Origin of the sequence: Nocardioides perillae (genome assembly GCF_013409425.1) — a bacterium.
GTDB classification, from domain to species: domain Bacteria; phylum Actinomycetota; class Actinomycetes; order Propionibacteriales; family Nocardioidaceae; genus Nocardioides; species Nocardioides perillae.
Genome location: NZ_JACCAC010000001.1, coordinates 2,514,232 through 2,538,216, shown reverse-complemented (window position 1 = coordinate 2,538,216; position 23,985 = coordinate 2,514,232). Strand labels below are relative to the sequence as shown.

26 protein-coding genes and 1 pseudogene are annotated in these 23,985 nt (G+C 75.1%); 24 read left to right on the top strand and 3 right to left on the bottom strand.

Annotated features, from left to right (window positions below; translation table 11 throughout):
- The 6 genes from BJ989_RS11825 to BJ989_RS11800 all read left to right on the top strand — a co-directional run bounded on the left by BJ989_RS11825 (position 1) and on the right by BJ989_RS11800 (position 4,096).
- Positions 1-609, top strand: coding sequence for a riboflavin synthase (locus tag BJ989_RS11825; protein ID WP_179518374.1), 609 nt, complete (start codon positions 1-3; stop codon positions 607-609).
- Positions 606-1,925: a bifunctional 3,4-dihydroxy-2-butanone-4-phosphate synthase/GTP cyclohydrolase II gene (locus BJ989_RS11820; protein ID WP_343049307.1), complete on the top strand. Its 1,320-nt coding sequence runs from the start codon at positions 606-608 to the stop codon at positions 1,923-1,925. The genes BJ989_RS11825 and BJ989_RS11820 overlap by 4 nt, the downstream gene beginning before the upstream one ends.
- On the top strand, positions 1,922-2,419 hold the full coding sequence (gene ribH, locus BJ989_RS11815) for a 6,7-dimethyl-8-ribityllumazine synthase (RefSeq protein ID WP_179518373.1): 498 nt from the start codon (positions 1,922-1,924) through the stop codon (positions 2,417-2,419). The genes BJ989_RS11820 and ribH overlap by 4 nt, the downstream gene beginning before the upstream one ends.
- 11 nt (positions 2,420-2,430) lie before the next feature.
- Positions 2,431-2,694, top strand: coding sequence for a phosphoribosyl-ATP diphosphatase (locus BJ989_RS11810; RefSeq protein WP_179518372.1), 264 nt, complete (start codon positions 2,431-2,433; stop codon positions 2,692-2,694).
- A gap of 73 nt (positions 2,695-2,767) precedes the next feature.
- Entirely contained in the window at positions 2,768-3,613 is an 846-nt protein-coding gene (hisG, locus tag BJ989_RS11805) for an ATP phosphoribosyltransferase (RefSeq protein WP_179519585.1), read from the top strand.
- Positions 3,614-3,625: 12 nt separating this feature from the next.
- Positions 3,626-4,096 carry a PH domain-containing protein gene (locus tag BJ989_RS11800; protein ID WP_343049306.1) on the top strand — a complete coding sequence of 157 codons (471 nt, stop codon included), beginning with the start codon at positions 3,626-3,628 and terminating at the stop codon, positions 4,094-4,096.
- Here the strand turns inward: BJ989_RS11800 and BJ989_RS11795 are convergent.
- The gene (locus tag BJ989_RS11795) at positions 4,093-4,668 is read right to left on the bottom strand and encodes a 4-amino-4-deoxy-L-arabinose transferase (protein ID WP_179518371.1); all 576 of its coding nucleotides are present in this window, start codon (positions 4,666-4,668) and stop codon (positions 4,093-4,095) included. The genes BJ989_RS11800 and BJ989_RS11795 overlap by 4 nt on opposite strands.
- 268 nt (positions 4,669-4,936) lie before the next feature.
- Between BJ989_RS11795 and BJ989_RS11790 the strand changes: the two genes are divergently transcribed.
- The 8 genes from BJ989_RS11790 to pheT all read left to right on the top strand — a co-directional run bounded on the left by BJ989_RS11790 (position 4,937) and on the right by pheT (position 12,786).
- Complete coding sequence (locus BJ989_RS11790) at positions 4,937-5,482, top strand: SseB family protein (protein ID WP_343049305.1); 546 nt, start codon at positions 4,937-4,939, stop codon at positions 5,480-5,482.
- Positions 5,483-5,667: 185 nt separating this feature from the next.
- Entirely contained in the window at positions 5,668-6,426 is a 759-nt protein-coding gene (gene infC / locus BJ989_RS11785; protein WP_343049503.1) for a translation initiation factor IF-3, read from the top strand.
- Between the two features lie 139 nt (positions 6,427-6,565).
- Positions 6,566-6,760 carry a 50S ribosomal protein L35 gene (gene rpmI / locus BJ989_RS11780; RefSeq protein ID WP_179518370.1) on the top strand — a complete coding sequence of 65 codons (195 nt, stop codon included), beginning with the start codon at positions 6,566-6,568 and terminating at the stop codon, positions 6,758-6,760.
- 71 nt (positions 6,761-6,831) lie between these two features.
- Entirely contained in the window at positions 6,832-7,227 is a 396-nt protein-coding gene (gene rplT / locus BJ989_RS11775; RefSeq protein WP_179518369.1) for a 50S ribosomal protein L20, read from the top strand.
- Positions 7,224-8,075, top strand: coding sequence for a TrmH family RNA methyltransferase (locus BJ989_RS11770; protein WP_179519581.1), 852 nt, complete (start codon positions 7,224-7,226; stop codon positions 8,073-8,075). The genes rplT and BJ989_RS11770 overlap by 4 nt, the downstream gene beginning before the upstream one ends.
- Before the next feature lie 10 nt (positions 8,076-8,085).
- Entirely contained in the window at positions 8,086-9,168 is a 1,083-nt protein-coding gene (locus BJ989_RS11765) for a sensor histidine kinase (protein ID WP_343049303.1), read from the top strand.
- A gap of 10 nt (positions 9,169-9,178) precedes the next feature.
- Positions 9,179-10,303: a phenylalanine--tRNA ligase subunit alpha gene (gene pheS / locus BJ989_RS11760; protein ID WP_179518368.1), complete on the top strand. Its 1,125-nt coding sequence runs from the start codon at positions 9,179-9,181 to the stop codon at positions 10,301-10,303.
- Complete coding sequence (gene pheT, locus BJ989_RS11755; protein ID WP_179518367.1) at positions 10,303-12,786, top strand: phenylalanine--tRNA ligase subunit beta; 2,484 nt, start codon at positions 10,303-10,305, stop codon at positions 12,784-12,786. The genes pheS and pheT overlap by 1 nt, the downstream gene beginning before the upstream one ends.
- A gap of 57 nt (positions 12,787-12,843) precedes the next feature.
- Here pheT and BJ989_RS11750 read toward each other — a convergent pair whose 3' ends face one another.
- Together BJ989_RS11750 and BJ989_RS19020 are read right to left on the bottom strand one after the other, a co-directional pair.
- Complete coding sequence (locus BJ989_RS11750; RefSeq protein WP_179516472.1) at positions 12,844-13,008, bottom strand: hypothetical protein; 165 nt, start codon at positions 13,006-13,008, stop codon at positions 12,844-12,846.
- Positions 13,009-13,148: 140 nt separating this feature from the next.
- Positions 13,149-13,580, bottom strand: a pseudogene (locus BJ989_RS19020) (maleylpyruvate isomerase N-terminal domain-containing protein); the annotation flags it as partial.
- A gap of 215 nt (positions 13,581-13,795) precedes the next feature.
- Between BJ989_RS19020 and argC the strand changes: the two are divergent.
- The 10 genes from argC to BJ989_RS11700 all read left to right on the top strand — a co-directional run bounded on the left by argC (position 13,796) and on the right by BJ989_RS11700 (position 23,694).
- Positions 13,796-14,836 (top strand): N-acetyl-gamma-glutamyl-phosphate reductase, encoded by a 1,041-nt coding sequence (argC, locus tag BJ989_RS11745; protein ID WP_179518366.1) that lies wholly within the window; start codon positions 13,796-13,798, stop codon positions 14,834-14,836.
- Positions 14,833-15,303, top strand: a complete 471-nt coding sequence (locus BJ989_RS11740; protein ID WP_179518365.1) for an ACT domain-containing protein — start codon at positions 14,833-14,835, stop codon at positions 15,301-15,303. The genes argC and BJ989_RS11740 overlap by 4 nt, the downstream gene beginning before the upstream one ends.
- The gene (gene argJ / locus BJ989_RS11735; protein ID WP_179518364.1) at positions 15,300-16,451 is read left to right on the top strand and encodes a bifunctional glutamate N-acetyltransferase/amino-acid acetyltransferase ArgJ; all 1,152 of its coding nucleotides are present in this window, start codon (positions 15,300-15,302) and stop codon (positions 16,449-16,451) included. Before BJ989_RS11740 ends, argJ begins: the two co-directional genes overlap by 4 nt.
- Positions 16,452-16,552: 101 nt before the next feature.
- Complete coding sequence (gene argB / locus BJ989_RS11730; RefSeq protein WP_179519579.1) at positions 16,553-17,458, top strand: acetylglutamate kinase; 906 nt, start codon at positions 16,553-16,555, stop codon at positions 17,456-17,458.
- Positions 17,455-18,669, top strand: coding sequence for an acetylornithine transaminase (locus BJ989_RS11725; protein WP_343049302.1), 1,215 nt, complete (start codon positions 17,455-17,457; stop codon positions 18,667-18,669). Before argB ends, BJ989_RS11725 begins: the two co-directional genes overlap by 4 nt.
- The gene (gene argF / locus BJ989_RS11720) at positions 18,666-19,634 is read left to right on the top strand and encodes an ornithine carbamoyltransferase (RefSeq protein WP_343049301.1); all 969 of its coding nucleotides are present in this window, start codon (positions 18,666-18,668) and stop codon (positions 19,632-19,634) included. Before BJ989_RS11725 ends, argF begins: the two co-directional genes overlap by 4 nt.
- The gene (locus BJ989_RS11715; protein ID WP_179518363.1) at positions 19,631-20,161 is read left to right on the top strand and encodes an arginine repressor; all 531 of its coding nucleotides are present in this window, start codon (positions 19,631-19,633) and stop codon (positions 20,159-20,161) included. Before argF ends, BJ989_RS11715 begins: the two co-directional genes overlap by 4 nt.
- Before the next feature lie 38 nt (positions 20,162-20,199).
- The gene (argG, locus tag BJ989_RS11710; RefSeq protein WP_179518362.1) at positions 20,200-21,630 is read left to right on the top strand and encodes an argininosuccinate synthase; all 1,431 of its coding nucleotides are present in this window, start codon (positions 20,200-20,202) and stop codon (positions 21,628-21,630) included.
- On the top strand, positions 21,630-23,075 hold the full coding sequence (argH, locus tag BJ989_RS11705; protein ID WP_179518361.1) for an argininosuccinate lyase: 1,446 nt from the start codon (positions 21,630-21,632) through the stop codon (positions 23,073-23,075). The genes argG and argH overlap by 1 nt, the downstream gene beginning before the upstream one ends.
- 10 nt (positions 23,076-23,085) lie before the next feature.
- The gene (locus tag BJ989_RS11700) at positions 23,086-23,694 is read left to right on the top strand and encodes a DNA-3-methyladenine glycosylase (RefSeq protein WP_179518360.1); all 609 of its coding nucleotides are present in this window, start codon (positions 23,086-23,088) and stop codon (positions 23,692-23,694) included.
- Positions 23,695-23,985 lie beyond the last annotated feature (291 nt).

The window sequence follows — 23,985 nt, the reverse complement described above, 5'->3', positions numbered from 1 at the left end:
ATGTTCACCGGCATCGTGGAGGAGCTCGGCACGGTCGCGGCCGTCGAGGACCAGGGCGACGCGATCCGCCTGACCGTGCGCGCGGCCACGGTGCTGGAGGACGCCGCGCTCGGCGACTCCATCGCCGTCAACGGCTGCTGCCTCACGGTGGCCGAGCGCACCGCGGACACCTGGACCGCCGACGTCATGCAGGAGACGCTCGACAAGACCAGCCTGCGCGGCGTGCAGCCCGGCGACCGCGTCAACCTCGAGCGCGCCGTGACGGCCGCGACGCGGCTCGGCGGCCACATCGTCCAGGGCCACGTCGACGGCGTGGGCCAGGTGCTCAGCCGGACCCCGAGCGAGCACTGGGAGGTCGTGGAGGTCTCGCTGCCGCCCGACCTCGCGCGCTACCTGGTCGACAAGGGGTCGGTGACCGTCGACGGCGTGAGCCTCACCGTCGTCGGGGCCGGCGCCGACCGCTTCACCGTCAGCCTCATCCCCGAGACGCTGGCCCGCACCACGCTGGGCCACCGGGCGCCGGGGGAGCGGGTCAACCTCGAGGTCGACGTCATCGCCAAGCACGTGGAGAAGCTCGTGCGGGCCTACACCGGACAGGAGCACCAGTGACCACCCCCCAGCACGGAGGAGTGCGGCTCGACAGCGTCGAGCGCGCCATCGCCGACATCGCGGCCGGCAAGGCGGTCGTCGTCGTCGACGACGAGGACCGCGAGAACGAGGGCGACATCATCTTCGCCGCCAGCAAGGCGACGCCGGAGCTGATGGCGTTCACCATCCGCCACTCCAGCGGCGTCATCTGCGTGCCGATGCCCGGCGAGGTGCTCGACCGGCTCGAGATCCCGCTGATGACGCCGCACAACAAGGACAAGCTGCGCACCGCGTACACCATCTCCGTCGACGCCCGCGACGGCGTCACGACCGGCATCTCCGCGGCCGACCGCGCGCACACCGTGCGCACGCTCGCCGACTCCGCGACCGAGCCGTGGGAGCTGACCCGGCCGGGCCACTGCTTCCCGCTGCGCTACCGCGAGGGCGGGGTGCTGGTGCGCCGCGGCCACACCGAGGCCGCGGTCGACCTCGCGCGGCTGGCCGGCCTGACCCCGGTCGGCGTCCTCGTCGAGGTGGTCAACGACGACGGCACCATGAAGCGGGGCCCCGAGCTGCGCGCCTTCGCCGACGAGCACGACCTCGCGATGATCTCGATCGAGGACCTCGTGCGCTACCGCCGCCGCCACGAGCGCCACGTCGAGCGCGTGGCCGAGACCCGGCTGCCGACGCGGTCGGGCGACTTCACGGCCGTGGGCTACCGCATCACCGTGGACGGCTCCGAGCACGTCGCGCTCGTGCACGGCGACGTCTCCGGCGACGCGCCGGTGCTGACCCGCGTGCACTCCGAGTGCCTCACCGGCGACGTCTTCGGCAGCCACCGGTGCGACTGCGGCCCGCAGCTGCAGGAGGCGATGGACCGCATCGTGGCCGAGGGCCGCGGCGTCGTCGTCTACCTCCGGGGCCACGAGGGTCGCGGCATCGGCCTGGTCGCGAAGCTCCAGGCCTACCAGCTGCAGGACGGCGGTCGCGACACGGTCGACGCCAACCTCGACCTCGGCCTGCCCGCCGACGCCCGCCACTACGGCACCGCCACCCAGGTGCTGCGCGACCTCGGCGTGACGTCGGTGCGGCTGCTCACGAACAACCCCGAGAAGGTCCGCAGCCTCGAGGACTTCGGCATCACCGTGACCGAGCGGGTGCCGCTCACGCTGCACCCCAACGACCACAACCTGGCCTACCTGCTGACCAAGCGCGACCGGATGGGCCACGACCTGCCCCACCTCGACGCCCCCCTCCCGGGGCTCGCGGACGACACCGCGGACGTCACCGCGGACGACACCGCGGACGACACCGACCACCAGGAGGCCACCCGATGAGCGGCGCCGGAGCACCCCAGGCCGACACCTTCGACGCGGGCGACCTGCGGGTCGCCGTCGTGGCGTCGAGCTGGCACACCGTCGTGATGGACGGCCTGCTCGCCGGCGCCGAGCGCGCCCTCGACGAGCACCGCGTCACCGAGCGCACCGTCGTGCGCGTGCCCGGCGCCTTCGAGCTGCCGGTCGTCGCCGGGGCGCTCGCGGCGCAGGGGTACGACGCGGTGGTCGCGCTCGGCGTGGTCGTGCGGGGCGGCACGCCCCACTTCGACTACGTCTGCTCCGCGGCGACCGAGGGCCTCACCCGCGTCGCGCTCGACCACGGCGTGCCGGTCGGCTTCGGCCTGCTGACCTGCGACGACGAGCAGCAGGCGCTCGACCGCGCCGGCCTCGAGGGCTCCTCGGAGGACAAGGGCCACGAGGCGGTCGCCGCGGCGCTGGCCACGGCCCGGGTGCTCCGCGGACTCGCCGCCGGCGCGGCCGCGGCCACGCCGTAGTCTTGCCACCCGTGAAGACCTTCGAGGACCTGTGGGCCGAGCTCAGCGAGAAGGCCGCCACCCGGCCCTCGGGCTCCGGCACCGTCGCCCAGCTCGATGCCGGCGTGCACGCCATCGGCAAGAAGCTGGTCGAGGAGGCCGCCGAGTCCTGGATGGCCGCCGAGCACGAGGGCCCGGAGCGCGCGGCGGAGGAGATCAGCCAGCTGCTCTACCACGCCCAGGTCCTGATGCTGGCCTCCGGCCTGAGCCTCGACGACGTCTACGCCCACCTGTGAGCGGCCGCCCGGCGGCCGCGCCCTCGAGCCGCCTCCTGAGGAGCACCCCGTGAGCACCCCCACCGCGACCGGCCTGCTGCGGATCGCCGTGCCCAACAAGGGCGCGCTCTCGCAGGCCGCGTCCGACATCCTGCGCGAGTCCGGCTACCGCCAGCGCGACGACAGCAAGCAGCTGACGCTGGTCGACGCCGAGAACGGTGTCGAGTTCTTCTACCTGCGACCCCGCGACATCGCGCTCTACGTCGGCGAGGGCACGCTCGACGTCGGCATCACCGGGCGCGACCTGCTCCTCGACTCCGGTGCGCAGGCCGAGGAGGTGCTGCCGCTGGGCTTCGGCCGCAGCCGCTTCCACTTCGCCGGCCCGGCCGGTCGCTTCGACTCCCTCGAGCAGCTCGCCGGCACGCGCATCGCCACGTCGTACGTCGGGGTGGTCGAGGCCTTCCTCGCCGAGCGGGGGATCGAGGCCACCGTGACCCGGCTCGACGGGGCGGTCGAGACCTCGATCCAGCTGGGGGTGGCCGACGTCGTCGCCGACGTGGTGGAGACCGGCTCGACGCTGCGCCGCGCCGGGCTCGAGATCTTCGGCGAGACGCTGCTGCGCTCCGAGGCAGTGCTCGTCGCCCGCCGCGGCGGGGGGATGCCTCCCGGCCTGGAGGTCTTCCGGCGCCGCGTCGAGGGCGTGCTGGTGGCGCGCAGCTACGTGATGATGGACTACGACATCGCCGAGGACCGGGTCGACGACGCCGTGGCGCTCACCCCCGGCATCGAGAGCCCGACGGTCTCGCCGCTGCAGCGCGCCGGCTGGGTGGCCATCCGCGCGATGGTCCCGCGTGCCGGTGCCCAGCGGCTGATGGACGAGCTGTGGGACCTCGGCGCCCGCGGCATCCTGCTCACCGACATCCACGCCTGCCGGCTGTGAGCAGGTGACCCCGTGAGCCCCGAGCCCAGCCACCCGGCCCCCGCGTTGCCCCGCACCTGGCGCCCCCTCGGCGTCCGGATCGCCGGGGTCGCCTTCAGCCTCATGCTGGTGGTGCTCTGCGCGGTCGTGTGGTTCTCCTGGTCGCCCGAGATCCGCGGCCGCTTCGACTGGTTCCAGCGCGGCACGCTCGTCGTGCTCGGCCTGGGCTTCCTCAGCCTCTACCTCTCCCTGGTGCGCTCGCGCGTCGTGGCCACCGCCGAGGGGCTGCGGGTCGTCAACGGCTTCCGCACCCGGGACTTCTCCTGGCCCCAGGTGCTCGCGGTCAACCTGCCCCCCGGCGCGCCGTGGGCGGTCCTCGACCTCGCCGACGGCACGACCGTCTCCGCGCTGGGCATCCAGGGCTCCGACGGCACCCGCGCGCGCACGGCGGTGCGCGAGCTGCGCGCCGTGCTCGAGGCGCAGGGACCGGCCGAGCCGCGCTAGCGCGTCGGGCCCCGCCGGCGCGCCCGGGCCGACGTCGCGCCCGTGCCGTCCACCAGCACGTCGGCGCGCTCGCGGGTGCGGTCGGCCGACTGCACGGCCTCCTCGTCGCGCGCCCACGCCTCCCAGTGCGGTGCGAAGGCCTCGCCGTCGCGGGCCAGGCCGCGCGCGAGCCGCAGGTCGCGGGGTGCCTCTACCCACACCAGGACCGACCGCCACCCGTCGAGCAGGGGAGTGCCGCTGCCCACCCCCTCGACCACGAGCAGGTCGACCACGGGCACCGCCACCTCCTCCGCCCAGCGGTCGGCCACCCAGTCGCGGCGGCGGTAGGCCCCCGGCCGGCCCTCGGCGAGCGGCGCGAGCGCCGTGGCCAAGGAGCCCGCGAGCCCGGGCAGCCCCGACCACCCGGCCAGCAGGTCGTCGCCGTGCACCACCCCCGTCGTGAGCCCCACGGCGCGCGCCGCGGTGTCCAGGGCCGCCGCGAGCGTCGTCTTGCCCGAACCCGCGGGCCCGTCGACGCACACCAGGCGCGTCGCGCCGAGCCGCGGCGGCTGCGCGGTCGCGACCGCGAGCACGAGTCGCGCGGTCCGCGGCAGCTCCTGACCCGCCTGACCCTGACCCTGACCCGCCTGACCCTGACCCGCCTGACCCTGACCCGCCTGCCCCTGTCCCGCCTGCCCCTGTCCCGCCTGACCCTGACCCGCCTGACCCTGACCCGCCTGACCCTGACCCGCCTGCCCCTGTCCCGCCTGCCCCTGTCCCGCCTGCCCCTGTCCCGCCTGCTCCCGACCCGACCGCACCCACCCAGCCTGGCACGTCGGAGCCGGCTGCGAGGATGGGCGGGTGAGCGCACCTCAGGACCGGTTCGCGGGCCGGGCGATCCCCGACCCGGGGTTCGCCGGCGACCGCGGCGAGGTCGCCCCCGAGGTGCGCGACGCGCTCGCGCGCCACGCCGCCGGGGAGGCCGGCGCGGCCGCGACCCTCGCGGTCCTCCAGCACGCACGCGTGCTGGTGCCGGTGGTGGCGGTGGCCGACGAGGTCGAGGTCGACGAGCACGGCCTCGCCCACGACAAGTCCTCCGACATGGCGGCGGTGCTGATGCGCGGGCGCGACGGCCGTCTCGCGCTGCTCGCCTTCACCGGCACCGCCGCGCTGCAGGCCTGGGACCCCGCCGCCCGCCCGGTCCCGGTGAGCCTGCGCGACGCCGCGCGGGCCGCGCTGCAGGACGACGCGGCCGCGGTGGTGCTCGACGTCGCCGGCCCCGCGACGTACGTCGTGCAGGGCGCCGACCTCGAGGCCCTCGCCGCCGGTCTCCTGCTCGCCTTCGCCGGCGACCGCGCGGTGTGGGTCGCCCCCGACGATTCGCGTCCGGGGGACGAGGTCGGCTAGTCTCGTCTGCTGACCGATCAGACCTGCCTGAGCCTCGCGGCGAGGGCGGGCCCGATCACAAGCGGAGGCCGGGCACGTCCCGCCTTCCACCCGCACCGACCGCACCAGGTCGTCGGGTCCGGTCCGCGCCTCGTCGCGCGTGGTGCCTCGGCACCGCTGACGGCGGGCGTGACCCGTCCTCCACCCTGGGGGAGGCGGGTCGTGACTGGCTTCCGCTGCGATCAGCGGAAGCCTTTTCCCATTCCCCAGGAGGACACATCAGCACCGAGCTGCGCATCAACGACCGGATCCGGGTCTCCGAGGTCCGCCTCGTGGGCCCCAACGGCGAGACCGTCGGCATCGTGCCGACGGCCGACGCGCTGCGTCTCGCGCAGGAGGCCGACCTCGACCTGGTCGAGATCGCCCCGCAGGGCAAGCCGCCCGTCTGCAAGCTCATGGACTACGGCAAGTTCAAGTACGAGAACGCGCAGAAGGCCCGCGAGGCCCGGCGGAACCAGACCAACGTGGTCATCAAGGAGATGAAGCTCCGACCCAAGATCGACCAGCACGACTACGAGACGAAGAAGGGCCACGTGGTCCGCTTCCTCCGTGCCGGCGACAAGGTGAAGATCACCATCATGTTCCGCGGCCGCGAGCAGCACCGCCCCGAGCTCGGCTTCCGCCTGCTCCAGCGCCTCGCCGAGGACGTCACCGACCTGGGCTTCGTGGAGACGACGCCGAAGCAGGACGGCCGCAACATGACGATGGTCCTCGGCCCGCACAAGAAGAAGGCCGACGCCAAGGTCGAGATGGAGGCCGAGAAGGAGTCGCGCATGGCCGAGCGCGCCGCCGAGGCCGAGGCCGACCGGGCCGAGCGCGAGGAGCGCAACGCCGCGCGACCCGGTGGCACCGTCCGCAAGGAGCGCGGCCGCTCGGAGAACCTCGACCCCGACATCGAGGCCTGACCCGCCTGATCCCGGTCCGACCCCGGTCGGACCCGCCCCGGCCCCGCCGGTGGCGCAGACCACCCGACGACCGGTCCCGGCACCCCGGGACCGCACGGACACCCCGCCGCGGGTGCACCACCAGGAGAGAGAGCTACAGATGCCGAAGAACAAGACGCACTCGGGCGCCAGCAAGCGCTTCCGCGTGACGGGCTCGGGCAAGATCCTGCGCGAGAAGGCCGGCAAGCGGCACAACCTGGAGAAGAAGGCCTCCAAGGTCACCCGCCGCATGACGGGCACCACCGAGGTGGCCAAGGCCGACGTCAAGACGGCCAAGAAGCTCCTCGGGCTCTGAGCCCCTTCCCCCACCCGAACCTCGGTGTGCGCCGGTGACCCGGTGACCACCACGCAGCAAGGAGAACGACAGTGGCACGCGTCAAGCGGGCAGTGAACGCCCAGAAGAAGCGCCGGACGACCCTCGAGCGCGCCAGCGGCTACCGCGGCCAGCGCTCGCGGCTCTACCGCAAGGCCAAGGAGCAGGTCACCCACTCCCTGGTCTACAGCTACAACGACCGCCGCAAGAACAAGGGCAACTTCCGCCGCCTCTGGATCCAGCGGATCAACGCCGCGGCGCGCGCGCAGGGCCTGACCTACAACCGCTTCATCCAGGGCCTCGGCCTGGCCGGCGTCGAGGTCGACCGCAAGATCCTCGCCGAGCTCGCCGTCAACGACGTGGCCGCGTTCAACGCCCTCGTCGAGGTCGCCAAGGCCGCGCTGCCCGAGGACGTCAACGCGCCGAAGACCGAGACGGCCTCGGCCTGACCGGCTCCGCGCTCCCCGGCCCGGGTGCCCCGCTCGCCGCGGGCAACACCCGGGTCAAGGACGCACGCAGGCTCAGCCGCCGCTCGGTGCGCACCGAGCGGCGGCTGTTCCTCGCCGACGGCCCGCAGGCCGTCGAGGGGGCCCTCGGGGTCCCGGGCTGCGCGGTCGAGGTCTTCGCCACGACCGCCGCCACCGCGCGGTACGCCGCGCTGCCGCCGGCCGCCGCCGCCGCGGGCGTGCCGTGGACCCTCGTCGAGGACCGCGCCGCCGCCGGGCTCTCCGACGCCGTCAACCCCGCCGGCGTGGTCGCGGTCTGCCGCAGCGTCGACCGGCCCCTCGAGCACGTCGTGACGAGGGGCCACCGCCTGGTGGCGCTGCTCGCCGACGTGCGCGACCCCGGCAACGCGGGCACGGTGGTGCGCACCGCCGACGCCGCGGGCGCCGACGCCGTCGTGCTCGCCGGGCACGCGGTCGACCCGCACAACCCCAAGACCGTGCGCGCCAGCGTGGGCAGCCTCTTCCACCTGCCGCTGGCGCTCGCGGCCGAGCCGGCCGCCGCCGTCGCCGCCGCGCAGGCGGCGGGCCTGCAGGTCCTCGCCGCCGACGGCGCGGGCGAGGACGACGTCGACGACCTCGCCGACGCCGGCGTGCTCGCCGCGCCGACCGCCTGGCTGCTGGGCAACGAGGCGTGGGGCCTGCCGGCCGAGCTCGCCGCCCTCGCCGACCGCCGCGTGCGCATCCCGATCCACGGCCGCGCCGAGAGCCTCAACCTCGCCACCGCCGCCGCGCTCTGCCTCTACGCCTCCGCCCGCGCCCAGCGCCGGGGCCGGGCGCCCGGGCACCGCTAGGGTCGCGGGGGTGGGGACCCCCGACCTGGCGCAGGTGCTCGACCGGCTCGCCGACGGCGTCGTGCTCGCCGGGCCCGACCGCCGCGTGCAGGCCGTCAACACCGTCGCGGCCGCCCTCCTCGGCACCACGCAGGCACAGGCCCTCGGGCGACCGCTCGAGGAGGTGGTCTCGCTGCGCGACCGGGAGGGCCGCGCGTGGGCGGCGTGCAACACGCCGTACGACGGGCTGAGCACGCGCCGCGCGGTCCCGGAGCAGTCGTGGACCGCCGCGGACGGGGCGGAGGTGCTCGTCACGGCGCGCCTGCACCGCGACGGGCCCCGCGGCCCGGTCACCGCCGTGGCGGTGGGGCTGCGCTCGGGGCGTGCCCGCGCCCGGCTCGACCGCGACCGCTCCGACCTGGTCGCCACGGTCGCCCACGAGCTGCGCTCGCCGCTCACCGGGGTCAAGGGGTTCGTGCAGACGCTGCTGCACCGCTGGGACCGGCTCAGCGACGACCAGCGCCGGCTCATGCTGACCACGGCCAGCGTCGACGCCGACCGGCTCGCCCGGTTGGTCACCGAGCTGCTCGACGTGGCCCGCATCGACACCGGGCGGCTCTCGCTGCACCCGCGCCCGGTCGACGCCGTCGTCGTCGCGGAGCGGGTGGTCGCCTCCGTGCGCGCCGGCACCAGCCGCGCCGTCGCGCTCGACCTGGACGCCGTCGGCGGCGGCCCCGCGACGGTGCACGCCGACCCCGACAAGCTCACGCAGGTGCTGACCAACCTCCTCGAGAATGGCCTGCGCCACGGCGCGGGGTTGGTCACGCTGCGCCTGGCACCCACGCCGCCCGGGGTCTCGCCCGACGGCGTCCGCGCGGTCGTCGACGACGAGGGCACGGGCATCCCCGAGGAGGTGCGCCGCCGGGTCTTCACGAAGTTCTGGACCCAGGGCACGGGCGGCGGCTCGGGCCTGGGGATGTACGTCGTGCACGGCCTGGTCCGCGCCCACGGCGGCACGGTGACGATCGGCGACGCGCCGGGCGGCGGCGCCCGCGTCGTCGTCGACTGGCCCGCGCGGGCCACCGGTGCGCGCGCGGGGTCCGCGCCTTCCTAGACTGACCGGCATGTCCGGGCCCAACACCGAGTACGACCCTGTCGAGGTCACCCCCCTGCAGACGGCCGAGGTCGAGGCGGCGCGCGACGCCGCGCTCGCCGCGATCGCCGCGGCCAGCGACCTCGAGCAGCTCAAGCAGGTGCGGCTCGACCACGCCGGCGACCGCTCGCCCCTCGCGCTGGCCAACCGTGAGATCGGCGCGCTGCCGCCGCAGGCGCGCAAGGAGGCCGGCCAGCGGGTCGGGAAGGCCCGCGACGCCGTCGCCCAGGCCCTCGCCGCCCGGCTCGAGGTGCTCGAGGCCGAGCACGAGGAGCGGATGCTCGTCGAGGAGACCGTCGACGTCACGCTGCCGACCGACCGGGCGCTGCGCGGTGCGCGCCACCCGATCACGACGATGTCGGAGAAGCTCGCCGACGTCTTCGTCGCGATGGGCTGGGAGGTCGCCGAAGGCCCCTGGGTCGAGGCCGAGTGGCTCAACTTCGACGCGCTCAACATGGGCGCCGACCACCCCGCGCGCACCATGCAGGACACCTTCTGGCTCGAGCCGGCCGACGCGGCGCTGGTGCTGCGCACCCACACCTCCCCGGTGCAGGCGCGCACCATGCTGACCCGGGAGCCCCCGATCTACGTCGTGTGCCCGGGCCGGGTCTACCGCACCGACGAGGTCGACGCGACGCACAGCCCGGTCTTCCACCAGATCGAGGGCCTCGTCGTCGACGAGGGCATCACGATGGCCCACCTCAAGGGCACCCTCGACCACATGACCGCCGCGCTCTTCGGCGAGGGCATCTCGACGCGCTTCCGCCCGTCGTACTTCCCCTTCACCGAGCCGTCGGCCGAGATGGACATGGTCTGCTTCGTGTGCCGGGGCACCGGGGCACTCAGCGGGGGAGGCGGCACGGAGGGGGAGCGCTGCCGCACCTGCCGGGGCGAGGGCTGGATCGAGCTGGGCGGCTGCGGCGTGGTCAACCCGCGGGTGCTGACCGCCTGCGGCATCGACCCCGAGCGCTACACCGGCTTCGCGTTCGGCTTCGGCATCGACCGGATGCTGATGTTCCGCCACGGCGTCGAGGACCTGCGCGACGTCTTCGAGGGCGACGTGCGCTTCGCCCAGCCCTTCGGAACGGAGATCTGATGAAGGCCCCCCTCTCGTGGATCCGCGAGCACGTCGAGCTGCCGCCGGAGGCCACCCCGGCCGAGCTGACGGCGCGGCTGACGGCGCTCGGGCTCAAGCTCGAGTCGCTGGTCTCGCCGGGTGAGGCCATCACCGGGCCGCTCGTCGTCGGTCGCGTGCTGTCGCTGGTGAAGGAGCCGCAGAAGAACGGCAAGACCATCAACTGGTGCCAGGTCGACGTCGGCGAGGCCAACGGCACCGGGGAGCCCCAGGGCATCGTCTGCGGCGCCCACAACTTCGTCGAGGGCGACCTCGTCGTGTGCGTGCTGCCCGGTGCGGTGCTGCCCGGCGACTTCGCGATCGCGGCGCGCAAGACCTACGGCCACGTCTCGGCCGGCATGATCTGCTCGGCCGCCGAGCTCGGCCTCGGCGACGAGCACGACGGGATCATCGTGCTCCCCGCCGGCGCCGGTGAGCCCGGCCAGGACGCCCGCGAGGTGCTCGGGCTCGACGACGCGGTGCTCGAGCTGGAGGTCAACCCCGACCGCGCCTACGCGCTGAGCATCCGCGGGATCGCGCGCGAGGCGGCGCTGGCCTTCGGCACGGCGTACGCCGACCCGGCCGGTCGCGAGGTCCCCCCGGCCGACGGCGCGGGTCACCCGGTGGTGGTCGACGACCCCGACGGCTGCCCCGTCTTCGTCGCCCGCACCGTCTCGGGCTTCGACGCCACCGCCCCGACCCCGGACTGGATGGCGCAGCGGCTGACGGCCGCCGGGATGCGCCCGGTCAGCCTGGGCGTCGACGTCACCAACTACGTCATGCTCGAGCTCGGACGCCCCATCCACGGCTACGACGCGGAGAAGGTCCAGGGCATCCTCGGCGTGCGCCGGGCCCGCGCCGGCGAGCGGCTGACGACGCTCGACGGCGCCGACCGGGCGCTGTCGACCGAGGACCTCGTCGTCACCGACGACTCCGGGGTGATCGGGCTGGGCGGCGTCATGGGCGGGCAGGCCACGGAGATCAGCGACACCACCACCCGCGTGCTGGTCGAGTCGGCCCACTGGGACGCCGTCGCGATGTTCCGCACCGGCCGCCGCCACAAGATCACCTCCGAGGCGGGGAAGCGCAACGAGCGCGGCGTCGACCCGGCCATCTGCGAGGCCGCCGCCGACCGCGTCGTCGAGCTGCTCTGCGAGCTCGGCGGTGCCACCGCCGACCCGGGTGTCACCGTCGTCGGCGCGGTGCCCGCCCCCGCCACCGTCGAGCTCCGCGCCGACCTGCCCGCCCGCGTCACGGGCCTGCCGGTCGACGAGGCCACGACCCGCGCGCACCTCGAGGCCGTCGGGTGCACCGTGCGCGGCGACGGCGAGCGGCTCGAGGTGGTCGTGCCGACCTGGCGCCCCGACCTCACCGACCCCTACGACCTGGTCGAGGAGGTGGCCCGGGTCGTCGGTTACGACCAGGTCCCGTCGGTGCTGCCGCCGGCACCGGCCGGTCGCGGGCTCACCGCGGAGCAGCGGATGCGCCGCCGGGTCGGACGCACCCTCGCGGGCGCGGGCTGGACCGAGCTCATCACCTACCCCTTCGTCGGTCCGGCCGACTGGGAGCGCCTCGGCCTCCCCGAGGACGACCCCCGCCGCAGGACCCTGCGCATCGCCAACCCGCTCAGCGCGGAGGAGCCGGAGCTCACCACCACGCTGCTGCCGGGCATCCTGCACGCCCTGGCCCGCAACGTCGGCAGGGGCGCCGGGGACGTCGCGCTCTTCGAGCACAGCCTGGTCTTCACGCCCGACGGCGACGAGCGGGCGCCCGTCCTCGGGGTGGACCGGCGACCGAGCGCGGACGAGTGGGCCGCCATCAGCCGCGCGGTGCCCGCCCAGCCGCTGCACCTCGCGCTCGCGGTCACCGGTCGCGCCGAGCGCCCCGGCTGGTGGGGCCCGGGCCGCGTCGCCGGCTGGGCCGACGTCGTCGGCGCGGTGCGCGACCTCGCCGCCGAGCTCGGGGTCGAGCTGGAGGTGCGGGCCGCGACCGCGGCGCCGTGGCACCCGGGCCGGTGCGCGGAGCTGCGCGTGAGCGGCACCGTCCTCGGCCACGCCGGCGAGCTCCACCCGCGGGTCTGCCGCGCCTTCGGCCTGCCCGAGCGAAGCGCCGCCGCCGAGCTCGACCTCGACGCCCTGCTGGGGCACGCCACCGCCGTGGTGCCGGCCCCGCAGTTCTCCTCCTACCCCGTCGCGAAGGAGGACGTCGCGCTCGTCGTCGACGCCTCGGTCCCGGCGGCCGCGGTGGAGGCGGCGCTGCGCGAGGGGGCCGGGCCGCTGCTGGAGTCGGTGCGGCTCTTCGACGTCTACACCGGCGACCAGGTGGGCGAGGGGCGCACCTCGCTGGCCTTCGCGCTGCGCTTCCGCGCACCCGACCGCACGCTGGCGGAGGGGGAGGCCGCCGCGGCCCGCGACGCCGCCGTCGCGCTGGCCGCCGAGCGCACAGGCGCCCGCCAGCGCAGCTGAAGCGGGGTCAGTCGGCTCCGGGGTCGGCTCCGGGGTGGGTTCCGGGGTCGCGGCGCGTCACTCGACGGGGTGCGAGGTGGCCTCGCGGAAACGGGCGAGCACGTCGGCGTCGCCGGTCTGCGTGACGGCGTCGTCACCGGTGCGCGACCACAGCCAGGCGTCGACGTCGGCGGCCCGCCCGCTGACGACGGCGTGCGGCTCGTGGCCGGGGTCGGGGCGCACCCGCACGTCGTGGCCGTCGAGGACCTCCCCGCTGTCGGGGGCGGTGCTCGAACCAGCCCACCTGCACCCAGGTGCAGTGGCCCGTGTCGGTGAGGTCCACGCGGACCCAGGCGTCGCGCGGCGACCAGGTGCCGAACGGCGGGGCCGCCCCGAACACGACGTCGAGCACCTCGAGCACGCCGTCGGCCGCCAGCGCCGGGGGGGAGGTCGGTGACGTCGCCCGCGGCGAGCTCGGCGTCCAGCCGGTGCACCAGGGCCTCGTGCGCCTGGCGCCGCAGGGTGAACCCGACCGTGTGGTCGTCCGACCACGACCAGGCCTCCTCGGCGGGGTCGGCGGCGCGCAGCTCCTCGACCAGCCTCGCCGTGGCGTCGGCCGCGGCGGCCAGCAGGGCGGCCCGGCCCTCCGGTCGCGCAGGCGTCTCGGGGAAGCCCGCGTCGTCGGGGCCCGCCGGCCGGCGCGCGAGCACCTCGGCCCAGAACCACTGCACCCCGGTGAGGTGGTGGAGCAGGTCGTCGACGTCCCAGTCGGGGCACGACGGGACACGGGCGCCGGGCGCGGCGCCCGCGAGCACGGCGCGGAACCGCGCGGACTCGACCTCGACCGCCCGGAGGTGGTCGGCCGGCGCAGGTGCCGGCCCGGGTGTCGGGCGCGCGGCGTCGGCGGGGGAGCAGGGCGGAGCCAGGTCGTCGGTCACGGCAGGAGGCTAGGCGTGACCGGCGACACACGCCGCGGAGCCGGACCACCCGTCTGGTCGAGTGCCGCATGCATGCAGAGTTGTGTATGGTCATGCACATGTCTCCCCAGATCCGCGTGGCGGTCGCCGGTGCGAGCGGGTACGCCGGGGGCGAGGTCCTGCGCCTCCTCCTCGGCCACCCCGACGTCGAGGTCGGCGCGCTGACCGGCGGCAGCAACGCCGGCCAGCCGCTCGGCGCGCTGCAGCCCCACCTCGTGCCCCTGGCCGACCGCGTCCTGGAGCCCACCGACGCCGAGGTCCTCGCGGGCCACGACGTGGTCGTGCTGGGCCTGCCGCACGGGCAGTCGGCGGCGCTCGCCGAGCAGCTCGGCGACGAGACGGTGGTGATCGACTGCGGGGCCGACTTCCGCCTCACCGACGCCGCGGCCTGGGAGCGCTTCTACGGCGGCGACCACGCCGGGTCGTGGCCCTACGGCCTGCCCGAGCTGCCGGGGCAGCGCGAGCGGCTGCGCGGCGCCCGGCGCGTCGCGGTGCCGGGGTGCTACCCGACGGTCAGCACCCTGACGCTCGCCCCGGCCGTGGCCGCCGGCCTGGTGGAGCCCGACCTGGTGGTCGTCGCCGCCAGCGGCACCAGCGGTGCCGGCAAGGCCGCCAAGCCCCACCTCCTCGGCTCCGAGGTCATGGGCAACGCGAGCGCCTACGGCGTCGGTGGCGTGCACCGCCACACGCCCGAGATCACCCAGAACCTCGCCGGCCTCGGCGGCGACACCCCGCGGGTGAGCTTCACGCCGCTGCTGGTGCCGATGTCACGGGGCATCCTCGCCACCTGCTCGGCGCCGCTGCGCCCCGGCGTCGACGCCGCGCAGGCGCGCGAGGCCTACCTGACGGCGTACGCCGACGAGCCGTTCGTCCACGTGCTGCCGGAGGGCCAGTGGCCCCAGACGCAGGCGGTGCTCGGGTCGAACGCCGTGCACGTGCAGGTCACCGTCGACGAGGACGCCGGCCGGCTGGTCGCCGTCGGTGTCGTCGACAACCTCGCCAAGGGCACCGGCGGCGCGGCCGTGCAGTGCCTCAACCTCGCGCTCGGGCTCGACGAGACCGCCGGTCTCACGACCGTGGGGCTGGCCCCGTGAGCGCGCCGCTGACGCTCGCGCGCTTCCCCGAGACCCTGGCGCTCGTGCGCCTCGCCGCCGGCTCCGAGGTGCCCTCCTGGGTGGAGTCGTCGTCGATCTTCTCCGTCACCGCCACGGCGGCCGAGACGGCGCTGGTGTGCGCCGCGCGCAGCGTGCCGACCAAGACGCGCCACGTGCGCCCGTTCACCGCCTTCTCGCTGGTGGTGGCCGAGGGCACGCACGCCGCGGAGGCCGGTCACGACGGCGCGGCCCGCCTGCTGACCCTGCTCGCGCCGCTGGTGGAGGAGGGGCTGGGCGTGCGGACCGTCCCGACCTACGACACCGACTGGGTGCTCGTCCCGACAGAGGAGGCCGACCGGGCCGAGGAGGCCTGGCGACGACAGGGGCACACCGTCGCCCCCGCCGTCCCCGCCACCCGGTCCGCCCAGCAGCAGGCCGCCACCCCGCAGAGGAAGTCCCCCCGATGAGCGTCACCGCCCCCGCCGGCTTCGTCGCCGCCGGCGTCCCCGCCGGCCTCAAGTCCACCGGCGCGAAGGACCTCGCCCTCGTCGTCAACGAGGGCCCCACCCACGACAGCGCCACGGTCTTCACCGCCAACCGGTGCAAGGCCAACCCGGTGCTCTGGAGCCAGGAGGTGGTGAAGGACGGTGTCGTGCGCGCCGTCGTCCTCAACTCCGGCGGCGCCAACTGCTACACCGGGCCCGAGGGCTTCCAGACCACCCACGCGGTCGCCGAGCGCGTCGCCGAGCGCCTCGGCATCGGGGCGGGCGACGTCGTGGTCTGCAGCACCGGCCTCATCGGCCTCGCCAACCCCCGCGAGCACCTGCTCGACGGCGTCGACGCGGCCCACGCTGCGCTCTCCGCCGACGGTGGTGCGGCCGCTGCCGAGGCGATCATGACCACCGACTCCGTGAGCAAGCAGGTCGTCGTCGAGGGCGCCGGGTGGCGCATCGGCGGCATGGCGAAGGGCGCCGGCATGCTGGCTCCGCAGCTGGCCACCATGCTGGTGGTGCTCACCACCGACGCGGTCGTGCCCGCCGCGGACCTCGACGCGGCGCTGCGCGCCGCCACCCGGGTGAGCTTCGACCGGCTCGACTCCGACGGGTGCATGTCGACCAACGACACCGTCACGCTCCTGGCCAGCGGCGCCAGCGGGATCACCCCCACCCTCGACGACTTCACGCAGGCGCTGACCCAGGCCTGCACCGACCTCGCCATGCAGCTGCTGAAGGACGCGGAGGGCGCCGACCACGAGATCGCGATCACCGTCCTCGGCGCGGCCAGCGAGGACGACGCCGTCGAGGTGGGGCGCAGCATCGCGCGCAGCAACCTCTTCAAGGCCGCCGTCTTCGGCAACGACCCCAACTGGGGCCGCGTGCTCGCGAGCGTCGGCACCACCACCGCGCAGTTCGACCCCGCCGACCTCGACGTCGCGATGAACGGGGTGTGGGTCTGCCGGGCCTCGACGCCCCACGCCGACCCCGCGACGGTCGACCTGACGGGTCGCGAGGTCGAGGTGACCGTCGACCTGAAGTCCGGCGACGCGCGCGCGACGGTGTGGACCAACGACCTGACCCACGCCTACGTGCACGAGAACAGCGCGTACTCCTCGTGACCGACCCGACCGACCCCGCCCAGGACGTGATCCGCGTGACCCCGAAGAACCGCCCCGACCCCGCCAAGGCCGCCACCCTGGCCGAGGCGCTGCCGTGGCTGATGGAGTACCACGGCCAGACGATCGTCGTGAAGTACGGCGGCAACGCCATGACCGACGAGGGCCTCAAGCAGGCCTTCGCCGAGGACATCGCCTTCCTGCGCTACGCCGGCTTCAAGCCCGTCGTCGTGCACGGCGGCGGCCCGCAGATCTCCGCGATGCTCGACCGGCTCGGCATCGAGTCGGAGTTCCGCGGCGGCCTGCGCGTCACCACCCCCGAGGCGATGGACGTCGTGCGGATGGTGCTCGTCGGACAGGTCCAGCGCGAGCTGGTGGGCCTCATCAACGCCCACGGCCACATCGCCGTGGGGCTCTCGGGCGAGGACGCCGGGCTGTTCACCGCCGAGCCCGCCAGCACCGTCGTCGACGGCGAGGAGGTCGACCTCGGCCTGGTCGGCGAGGTCGCGCGGGTGCGGCCCGAGGCGGTCCTCGACCTCATCGAGGCCGGTCGGATCCCGGTCATCTCCAGCGTCGCCCCCGACGTCGTCGGGCAGGTGCACAACGTCAACGCCGACACCGCCGCGGCCGCCCTGGCGGTCGCACTCGGCGCGGCCAAGCTGCTGGTGCTCACCGACGTGGAGGGCCTCTTCCGCGACTGGCCCGAGAGCGACGACGTCATCCAGGAGATCAGCCCCGAGTCGCTCGCCGAGCTGCTGCCGACGCTGGCCAGCGGCATGGTGCCCAAGATGGGTGCCTGCCTCGAGGCCGTGCGCGGCGGCGTGCCGAAGGCGACCGTCGTCGACGGCCGCGAGCCGCACGCCGTGCTGCTCGAGATCTTCACCGACGCCGGCGTGGGCACCCAGGTGCTGCCGGGCGTGGAGACCAAGCTGCGGCGCTCCTACGCCGCCGCCGAGGAGGAGGCGGCCGAGCGCGCGGCCCGCAAGGCACAGCCGGGGGCGGAGGCGTGAGCGCGCCCGGCAGCCCGACGGGGGCCACGGGGGAGTGGACGCAGCGCTACACCGGCGCGGTGATGAACACCTTCGGCCCGCCCAAGCTCGTCCTCGAGCGCGGCGAGGGCGCGCACGTGTGGGACGCCGACGGCAAGGAGTACGTCGACCTGCTCGGCGGCATCGCCGTCAACACCCTCGGTCACGCTCACCCCGCCCTCGTCGAGGCCGTGACCCACCAGCTGCGCACGCTCGGGCACACCTCGAACTTCTTCGCCACCCGTCCTCAGGTCGAGCTCGCCGAGCGGCTGCTCGCCCTGCTGGGCGGCGACGGCGGCCCCGCGGACGGCCGGGTGTTCTTCGCCAACTCCGGCGCGGAGGCCAACGAGGCCGCCTTCAAGCTGACGCGGCGCACCGGGCGCACCCACGTCGTGGCGATGGAGGGCGCCTTCCACGGCCGCACGATGGGGAGCCTCGCGCTGACCTCGAAGGAGGCCTACCGCGCCCCCTTCGAGCCCTTGCCGGGCGGCGTGACCTTCGTGCCCTACGGCGACGCCGAGGCGCTCGCCGCGGCCGTGACCGACGCGACCGCGGCCGTGCTCCTCGAGCCGCTGCAGGGCGAGGCCGGCGTCGTCGACCCGGGCCACGCCTTCCTGCGCGCCTGCCGCGAGGTCACCCGGCGCCACGGTGCCCTGCTGTGGGTCGACGAGGTGCAGACCGGCGTGGGGCGCACGGGCGCGTGGTTCGCCCACACCGCGTCGGGGGTGGTGCCCGACGTGGTCACCCTCGCCAAGGGCCTGGCCGGCGGGATCCCGATCGGGGCCTGCGTCGCGCTCGGCGAGGCCGCCCACCTGCTCGAGCCGGGCAACCACGGCACCACCTTCGGGGGCAACCCCGTCGCCTGCGCCGCCGCGCTCGCCGTGATCGACACCGTCGAGCGCGACGGCCTGATGGCCCACGCGGTCGCGCTCGGCGAGCGGCTGCGGTCGGGCCTGGCAGCGGACCCCCGCGTCACCGAGGTCCGCGGCGTCGGCGTGCTCATCGGGCTCGACCTCGCCGTGCCCCGTGCGGCCGAGGTCGTCGCCGCGGCCCAGGACGCGGGCTGGATCGTCAACGCCACCGGCCCCGACCGCATCCGCCTGGCCCCGCCGCTGGTGCTGTCGACCGACGACGCCGAGGCTTTCCTCGCGGCCTGGCCGGGCATCCTCGACGCCGCCTGGGTGACGACGTGAGCAGCGGGGCGGAGGGCGTGCGCCACCTGCTGCGCGACGACGACCTGACCCCTGCCGAGCAGGCGGAGGTGCTGGCGCTCGCGGCCGCGCTCAAGGCCGCACCCTGGTCGCGCCGCCCGCTGGCTGGCCCTCGCACGGTGGCCCTGGTCTTCGACCGCGCGACACTGCGCACCCAGTCGTCCTTCGCCGCGGGGGTGGCCGAGCTCGGGGGGTTCCCGCTCACCGTCGACGGCGTGCTCGCCGGGATCGGCCAGCGCGAGTCGGTCGCCGACACCGCCCGGGTGCTCGGGCGCCAGGCGTCCGCGATCGTGTGGCGCACCGGTCACCAGGCCGACCTCGAGGAGATGGCGGCCCACGCCGGCGTGCCGGTGCTCAACGCCCTCACCGACGACTTCCACCCCTGCCAGCTGCTCGCCGACCTCCTCACCGTGCAGGAGCACGTGGGCCCGCTGGCCGGCACGACCGTCACCTTCCTCGGCGACGCGGCCTGCAACATGGGCAACTCGTGGGCCCTGGCCGGCGCGGTGGCCGGCATGCACGTGCGGGCCTCGGCGCCCGCGGGCTACCAGCCCGACGCGGCGGTCGTCGCACGGGCGCGCGAGATCGGCAGCGCCACCGGCGGCACGGTCACCCTCGAGCCCGACCCGGAGAAGGCCGTCGACGGCGCCCAGGTCGTCGTCACCGACACCTGGGTCTCGATGGGACGCGAGGAGCAGGCCGAGGCGCGCCTCGCCGACCTCGCGCCGTACTCCCTCACCGCCGCGCTCCTCGAGCGCGCCGCGCCGGACGCGGTCGCGATGCACTGCCTGCCGGCCTACCGCGGCAAGGAGATCAGCGCCGAGGTGCTCGACGGGCCGCGCAGCGTCGTGTGGGACGAGGCCGAGAACCGCCGCCACGTGCAGAAGGCGGTGCTCGACTTCGTGCTGCGCCGCTCCGGCCTGGCCGCCGAGGAGGGTGCCGCGTGAGCGAGTCCGCCCTCAGCCCTCTGACCAAGAACGCCCGGCAGCGCCGGATCATCGAGCTGCTCGAGCACCACGACGTGCGCTCGCAGTCCGAGCTCGCCGAGCTGCTGGCCGCGCGCGGGGTGCACGTCACCCAGGCGACGCTCAGCCGCGACCTCGTCGAGCTCGACGCGGTCAAGGTGCGGGCGCGCTCCGGGGCGCTGGTCTACGCCGTGCCCGCCGAGGGCGGCGACCGCCGGCCCGCGGCGGTCAAGGAGGGGGCCGCCGCGAGCGGCCGCCTCGCACGGCTGTGCGCCGAGCTCCTCGTGAGCGCGGAGGCCACCGGCAACCTCGTGGTGCTGCGCACGCCGCCGGGCGCCGCGCAGTTCCTCGCGAGCGCCTTCGACCGCGCCGAGCTCGGCGGCATCCTCGGCACCATCGGCGGCGACGACACCGTGCTGGTGATCGGCCGCGACCCCGACGGCGAGGCGCTCGCGCGCCGCATCCTCGCCCTCGCCAACGACCCGAAGCACCCGGCCGGCCTCAGCTGAGCCCGGTCCCCCCGACGTACTCCAGGAGTGGTTCCCCCGTGAGCAAGGTCCTCACCTCCCTGCCCGCCGGCCAGCGCGTCGGCATCGCCTTCTCCGGCGGCCTCGACACCTCCGTGGCCGTGGCCTGGATGCGCGAGAAGGGCGCGGTGCCGTGCACCTACACCGCCGACATCGGGCAGTACGACGAGCCCGACATCGCCGGCGTCCCCGGCCGCGCGGTGGAGTACGGCGCGGAGATCGCGCGGCACGTCGACTGCAAGCTGCCGCTGGTGGAGGAGGGGCTGGCCGCGCTCGCCTGCGGCGCCTTCCACATCCGCTCGGGCGGCCGGGCCTACTTCAACACCACGCCGCTGGGTCGTGCCGTCACCGGCACGCTGCTGGTGCGCGCGATGCACGAGGACGGCGTCGACATCTGGGGCGACGGCTCGACGTTCAAGGGCAACGACATCGAGCGCTTCTACCGCTACGGCCTGCTGGCCAACCCCGACCTGCGCATCTACAAGCCGTGGCTCGACGCCGAGTTCGTGCACGAGCTGGGCGGGCGCACCGAGATGAGCGCGTGGCTCACCGAGCGCGGCCTGCCCTACCGCGACAGCCAGGAGAAGGCCTACTCCACCGACGCCAACATCTGGGGCGCCACGCACGAAGCCAAGACGCTGGAGCACCTCGACGTCTCGCTGGAGACCGTCGAGCCGATCATGGGCGTGAAGTTCTGGGACCCCACCGTCGAGATCCCCACCGAGGACGTCACGGTGGCCTTCGAGCAGGGCCGCCCGGTGGCGATCGACGGTCGGCGCTTCGACGACCCGGTGGCGCTCGTGCACGAGGCCAACGCGGTGGGCGGTCGCCACGGCCTCGGCATGAGCGACCAGATCGAGAACCGCATCATCGAGGCCAAGTCGCGCGGGATCTACGAGGCGCCCGGCATGGCGCTGCTGTGGATCGCCTACGAGCGGCTGCTCAACGCGGTGCACAACGAGGACACGCTCGACAACTACTACGACCAGGGGCGACGCCTGGGCCGCATGCTCTACGAGGGCCGGTGGCTCGACCCCCAGGCCCTGATGATCCGCGAGTCGATCCAGCGCTGGGTCGCCTCGCTGGTGACCGGTGAGGTGACGCTGCGGCTGCGCCGGGGCGAGGACTACACCGTGCTGCGCACCGCGGGCCCGTCGTTCTCCTACCACCCCGACAAGCTGTCGATGGAGCGCACCGACAACGCCGCCTTCGGCCCCACCGACCGCATCGGGCAGCTGACGATGCGCAACCTCGACATCGCCGACTCCCGCGACAAGCTGGAGCACTACGCCGCGCAGCCGATCGAGCAGGGGCAGGTGCTCGTGGAGCACGGCACCCTCTTCGGGGCGCTGCCGGCCGGTGGCGCCGACCGCATCACCGACAACCCGGCCGCCCACGACGCCGGCGACGAGGCGCTCGACCACGTCGCGCTCGAGATCGGCACCGACTGATGGCGGGGCAGGGGCACGAGGCGGGCACGACCGGGGCCGGCAAGCTGTGGGGCGGCCGCTTCGCCGGCGGCCCGGCGCCCGCGCTGGAGGCGCTCTCGCGCTCGACGCACTTCGACTGGCGGCTCACGCCCTACGACCTGGCCGGCTCGCGGGCCCACGCCGGGGCCCTGCACCGCGCCGGGCTGCTCGCCGACGACGACCACGCCGAGCTGCTGCGCGGCCTCGACGTGCTCGCCCAGCGCTACGCGGCCGGGGAGCTGCAGCCCGACCCGGACGACGAGGACGTCCACGGCGCGCTCGAGCGCCTGCTGCTCGAGGAGGTCGGCCCCGAGGTGGGTGGCCGGCTGCGCGCCGGTCGCTCCCGCAACGACCAGATCGCGACGCTGCTCAAGGTCTACCTGCGCGACCACGCCCGCGCGGTGGCCGCGCTGGTGCTCGACCTCGTCGACACCTTGGCGGTCCAGGCGCGCGAGCACCTCGGCGACCGGCCGACCGTGATGCCGGGGCGCACACACCTGCAGCACGCGCAGCCCGTGCTGCTCGCCCACCACCTCGCGGCGCACGCCTGGCCGCTGCTGCGCGACGTCGACCGGCTGCTCGACTGGGACGCCCGCGTCGCCGGGGACTCGCCGTACGGCTCGGGGGCGCTCGCGGGCCAGTCCCTCGGCCTCGACCCGACGGCGGTGGCGGACGAGCTCGGCTTCACGGGCTCGAGCGCGAACTCGATCGACGGCACCGCGGCGCGCGACTTCGTGGCGGAGTTCGCCTACGTCGCGGCCCAGGTCGGGGTGGACGTGAGCCGGCTGGCGGAGGAGGTGGTCCTCTGGGCCACGAAGGAGTTCGGCTTCGTCGTGCTGCACGACGCCTGGTCGACGGGCTCGAGCATCATGCCGCAGAAGAAGAACCCCGACGTCGCCGAGCTCGCGCGCGGCAAGGCGGGCCGCCTCGTCGGCAACCTCGCCGGCCTGCTGACCACCCTCAAGGCACTGCCGCTCGCCTACAACCGCGACCTGCAGGAGGACAAAGAGCCGGTCTTCGACTCGGTCGACACGCTCGAGGTGCTGCTGCCGGCCTTCACCGGGATGGTCGCCACCCTCGAGTTCGACCGCGAGCGCCTCGCGTCGCTGGCGCCGCAGGGCTTCTCGCTCGCGACCGACGTCGCCGAGTGGCTGGTGCGCGAGGACGTGCCCTTCCGCGTGGCCCACGAGGTGGCGGGTGCGTGCGTGCGCCGGTGCGAGGAGCTCGGCGTCGAGCTGCACGAGCTCACCGACGAGCAGCTGGCCGCGATCTCGCCGGCGCTCACCCCCGCGGTGCGCGACGTCTTGACCGTCGAGGGCTCGGTCGCCTCGCGCGACGGGCGCGGCGGCACGGCGCCGGCCCGGGTCCGTGAGCAGCTCGACGAGCTGGGCGAGCGCAGCGGCGCGCTGCGCGAGCGGCTGCGCTGAGGCCGCGGGCGTGGGTGCGGGCGACCGGCTCGACGAGGTGCTGGCAGGACCGGTGCTCGACGCTGCCCCGCGCCTGCTCGGCTGCGTCCTGCGCCACGGCGAGGTGGCGGTCCGCCTGACCGAGGTCGAGGCGTACGCCGGTCCGGCCGATCCTGGCTCGCACGCGTTCCGCGGCCCGACCCCGCGCAACCAGGTGATGTTCGGGCGGGCGGGTCGGCTCTACGTCTACCTCGTCTACGGCATGCACCACTGCGCCAACGTCGTGACCGGTCCCGACGGCGAGGCGTCCGCGCTCCTGCTGCGCGCCGGGGAGGTCGTCGAGGGCCTCGAGCTCGCGCGCGAGCGCCGCGGCGCGGTGCCCGACCGCGACCTGGCCCGCGGGCCGGCGCGGCTGTGCGTCGCGCTCGGCATCGGGCCGGGGGAGTACGGCGCCGACCTCCTGACCGGAGGACCCGGTCCGCACCTCGAGCAGGGCGCGCCGGTGCCGCCCACGCGGGTCGCGACCGGGCCCCGGGTGGGCCTCCGCGCGGCCGCCGACCGGCCCTGGCGCTTCTGGGTCGCGGGGGACCCGACGGTGTCCGACTACCGCCCGGCGGCGCCGCTGCGGAGCCGCCGCTGACCCCCGATTTTGCATCCGGCGCCGGTGTGCGTACTGTTCTACCTGTCGCCGCGAGCGGCAGGCCGGACCGGCCTCAGAGCCGGGTCCACCGGGCTGCTGCACCACGGCTGACCACCTCCCGCGAGGCTCGCGGGTCCCGCACCGCCCAGTTTGACCGGGCGCAGAGGATCCGGTAAGTTTCTGCGGGTTGCCCCGGGACGGGGCGGGGAGCAAGTCTCCGTTTTCCGCCCGAGCGCGTGTGATTCTTGAGAACTCAACAGTGTGTCATTGATAGTCGACGAATTATTTTGC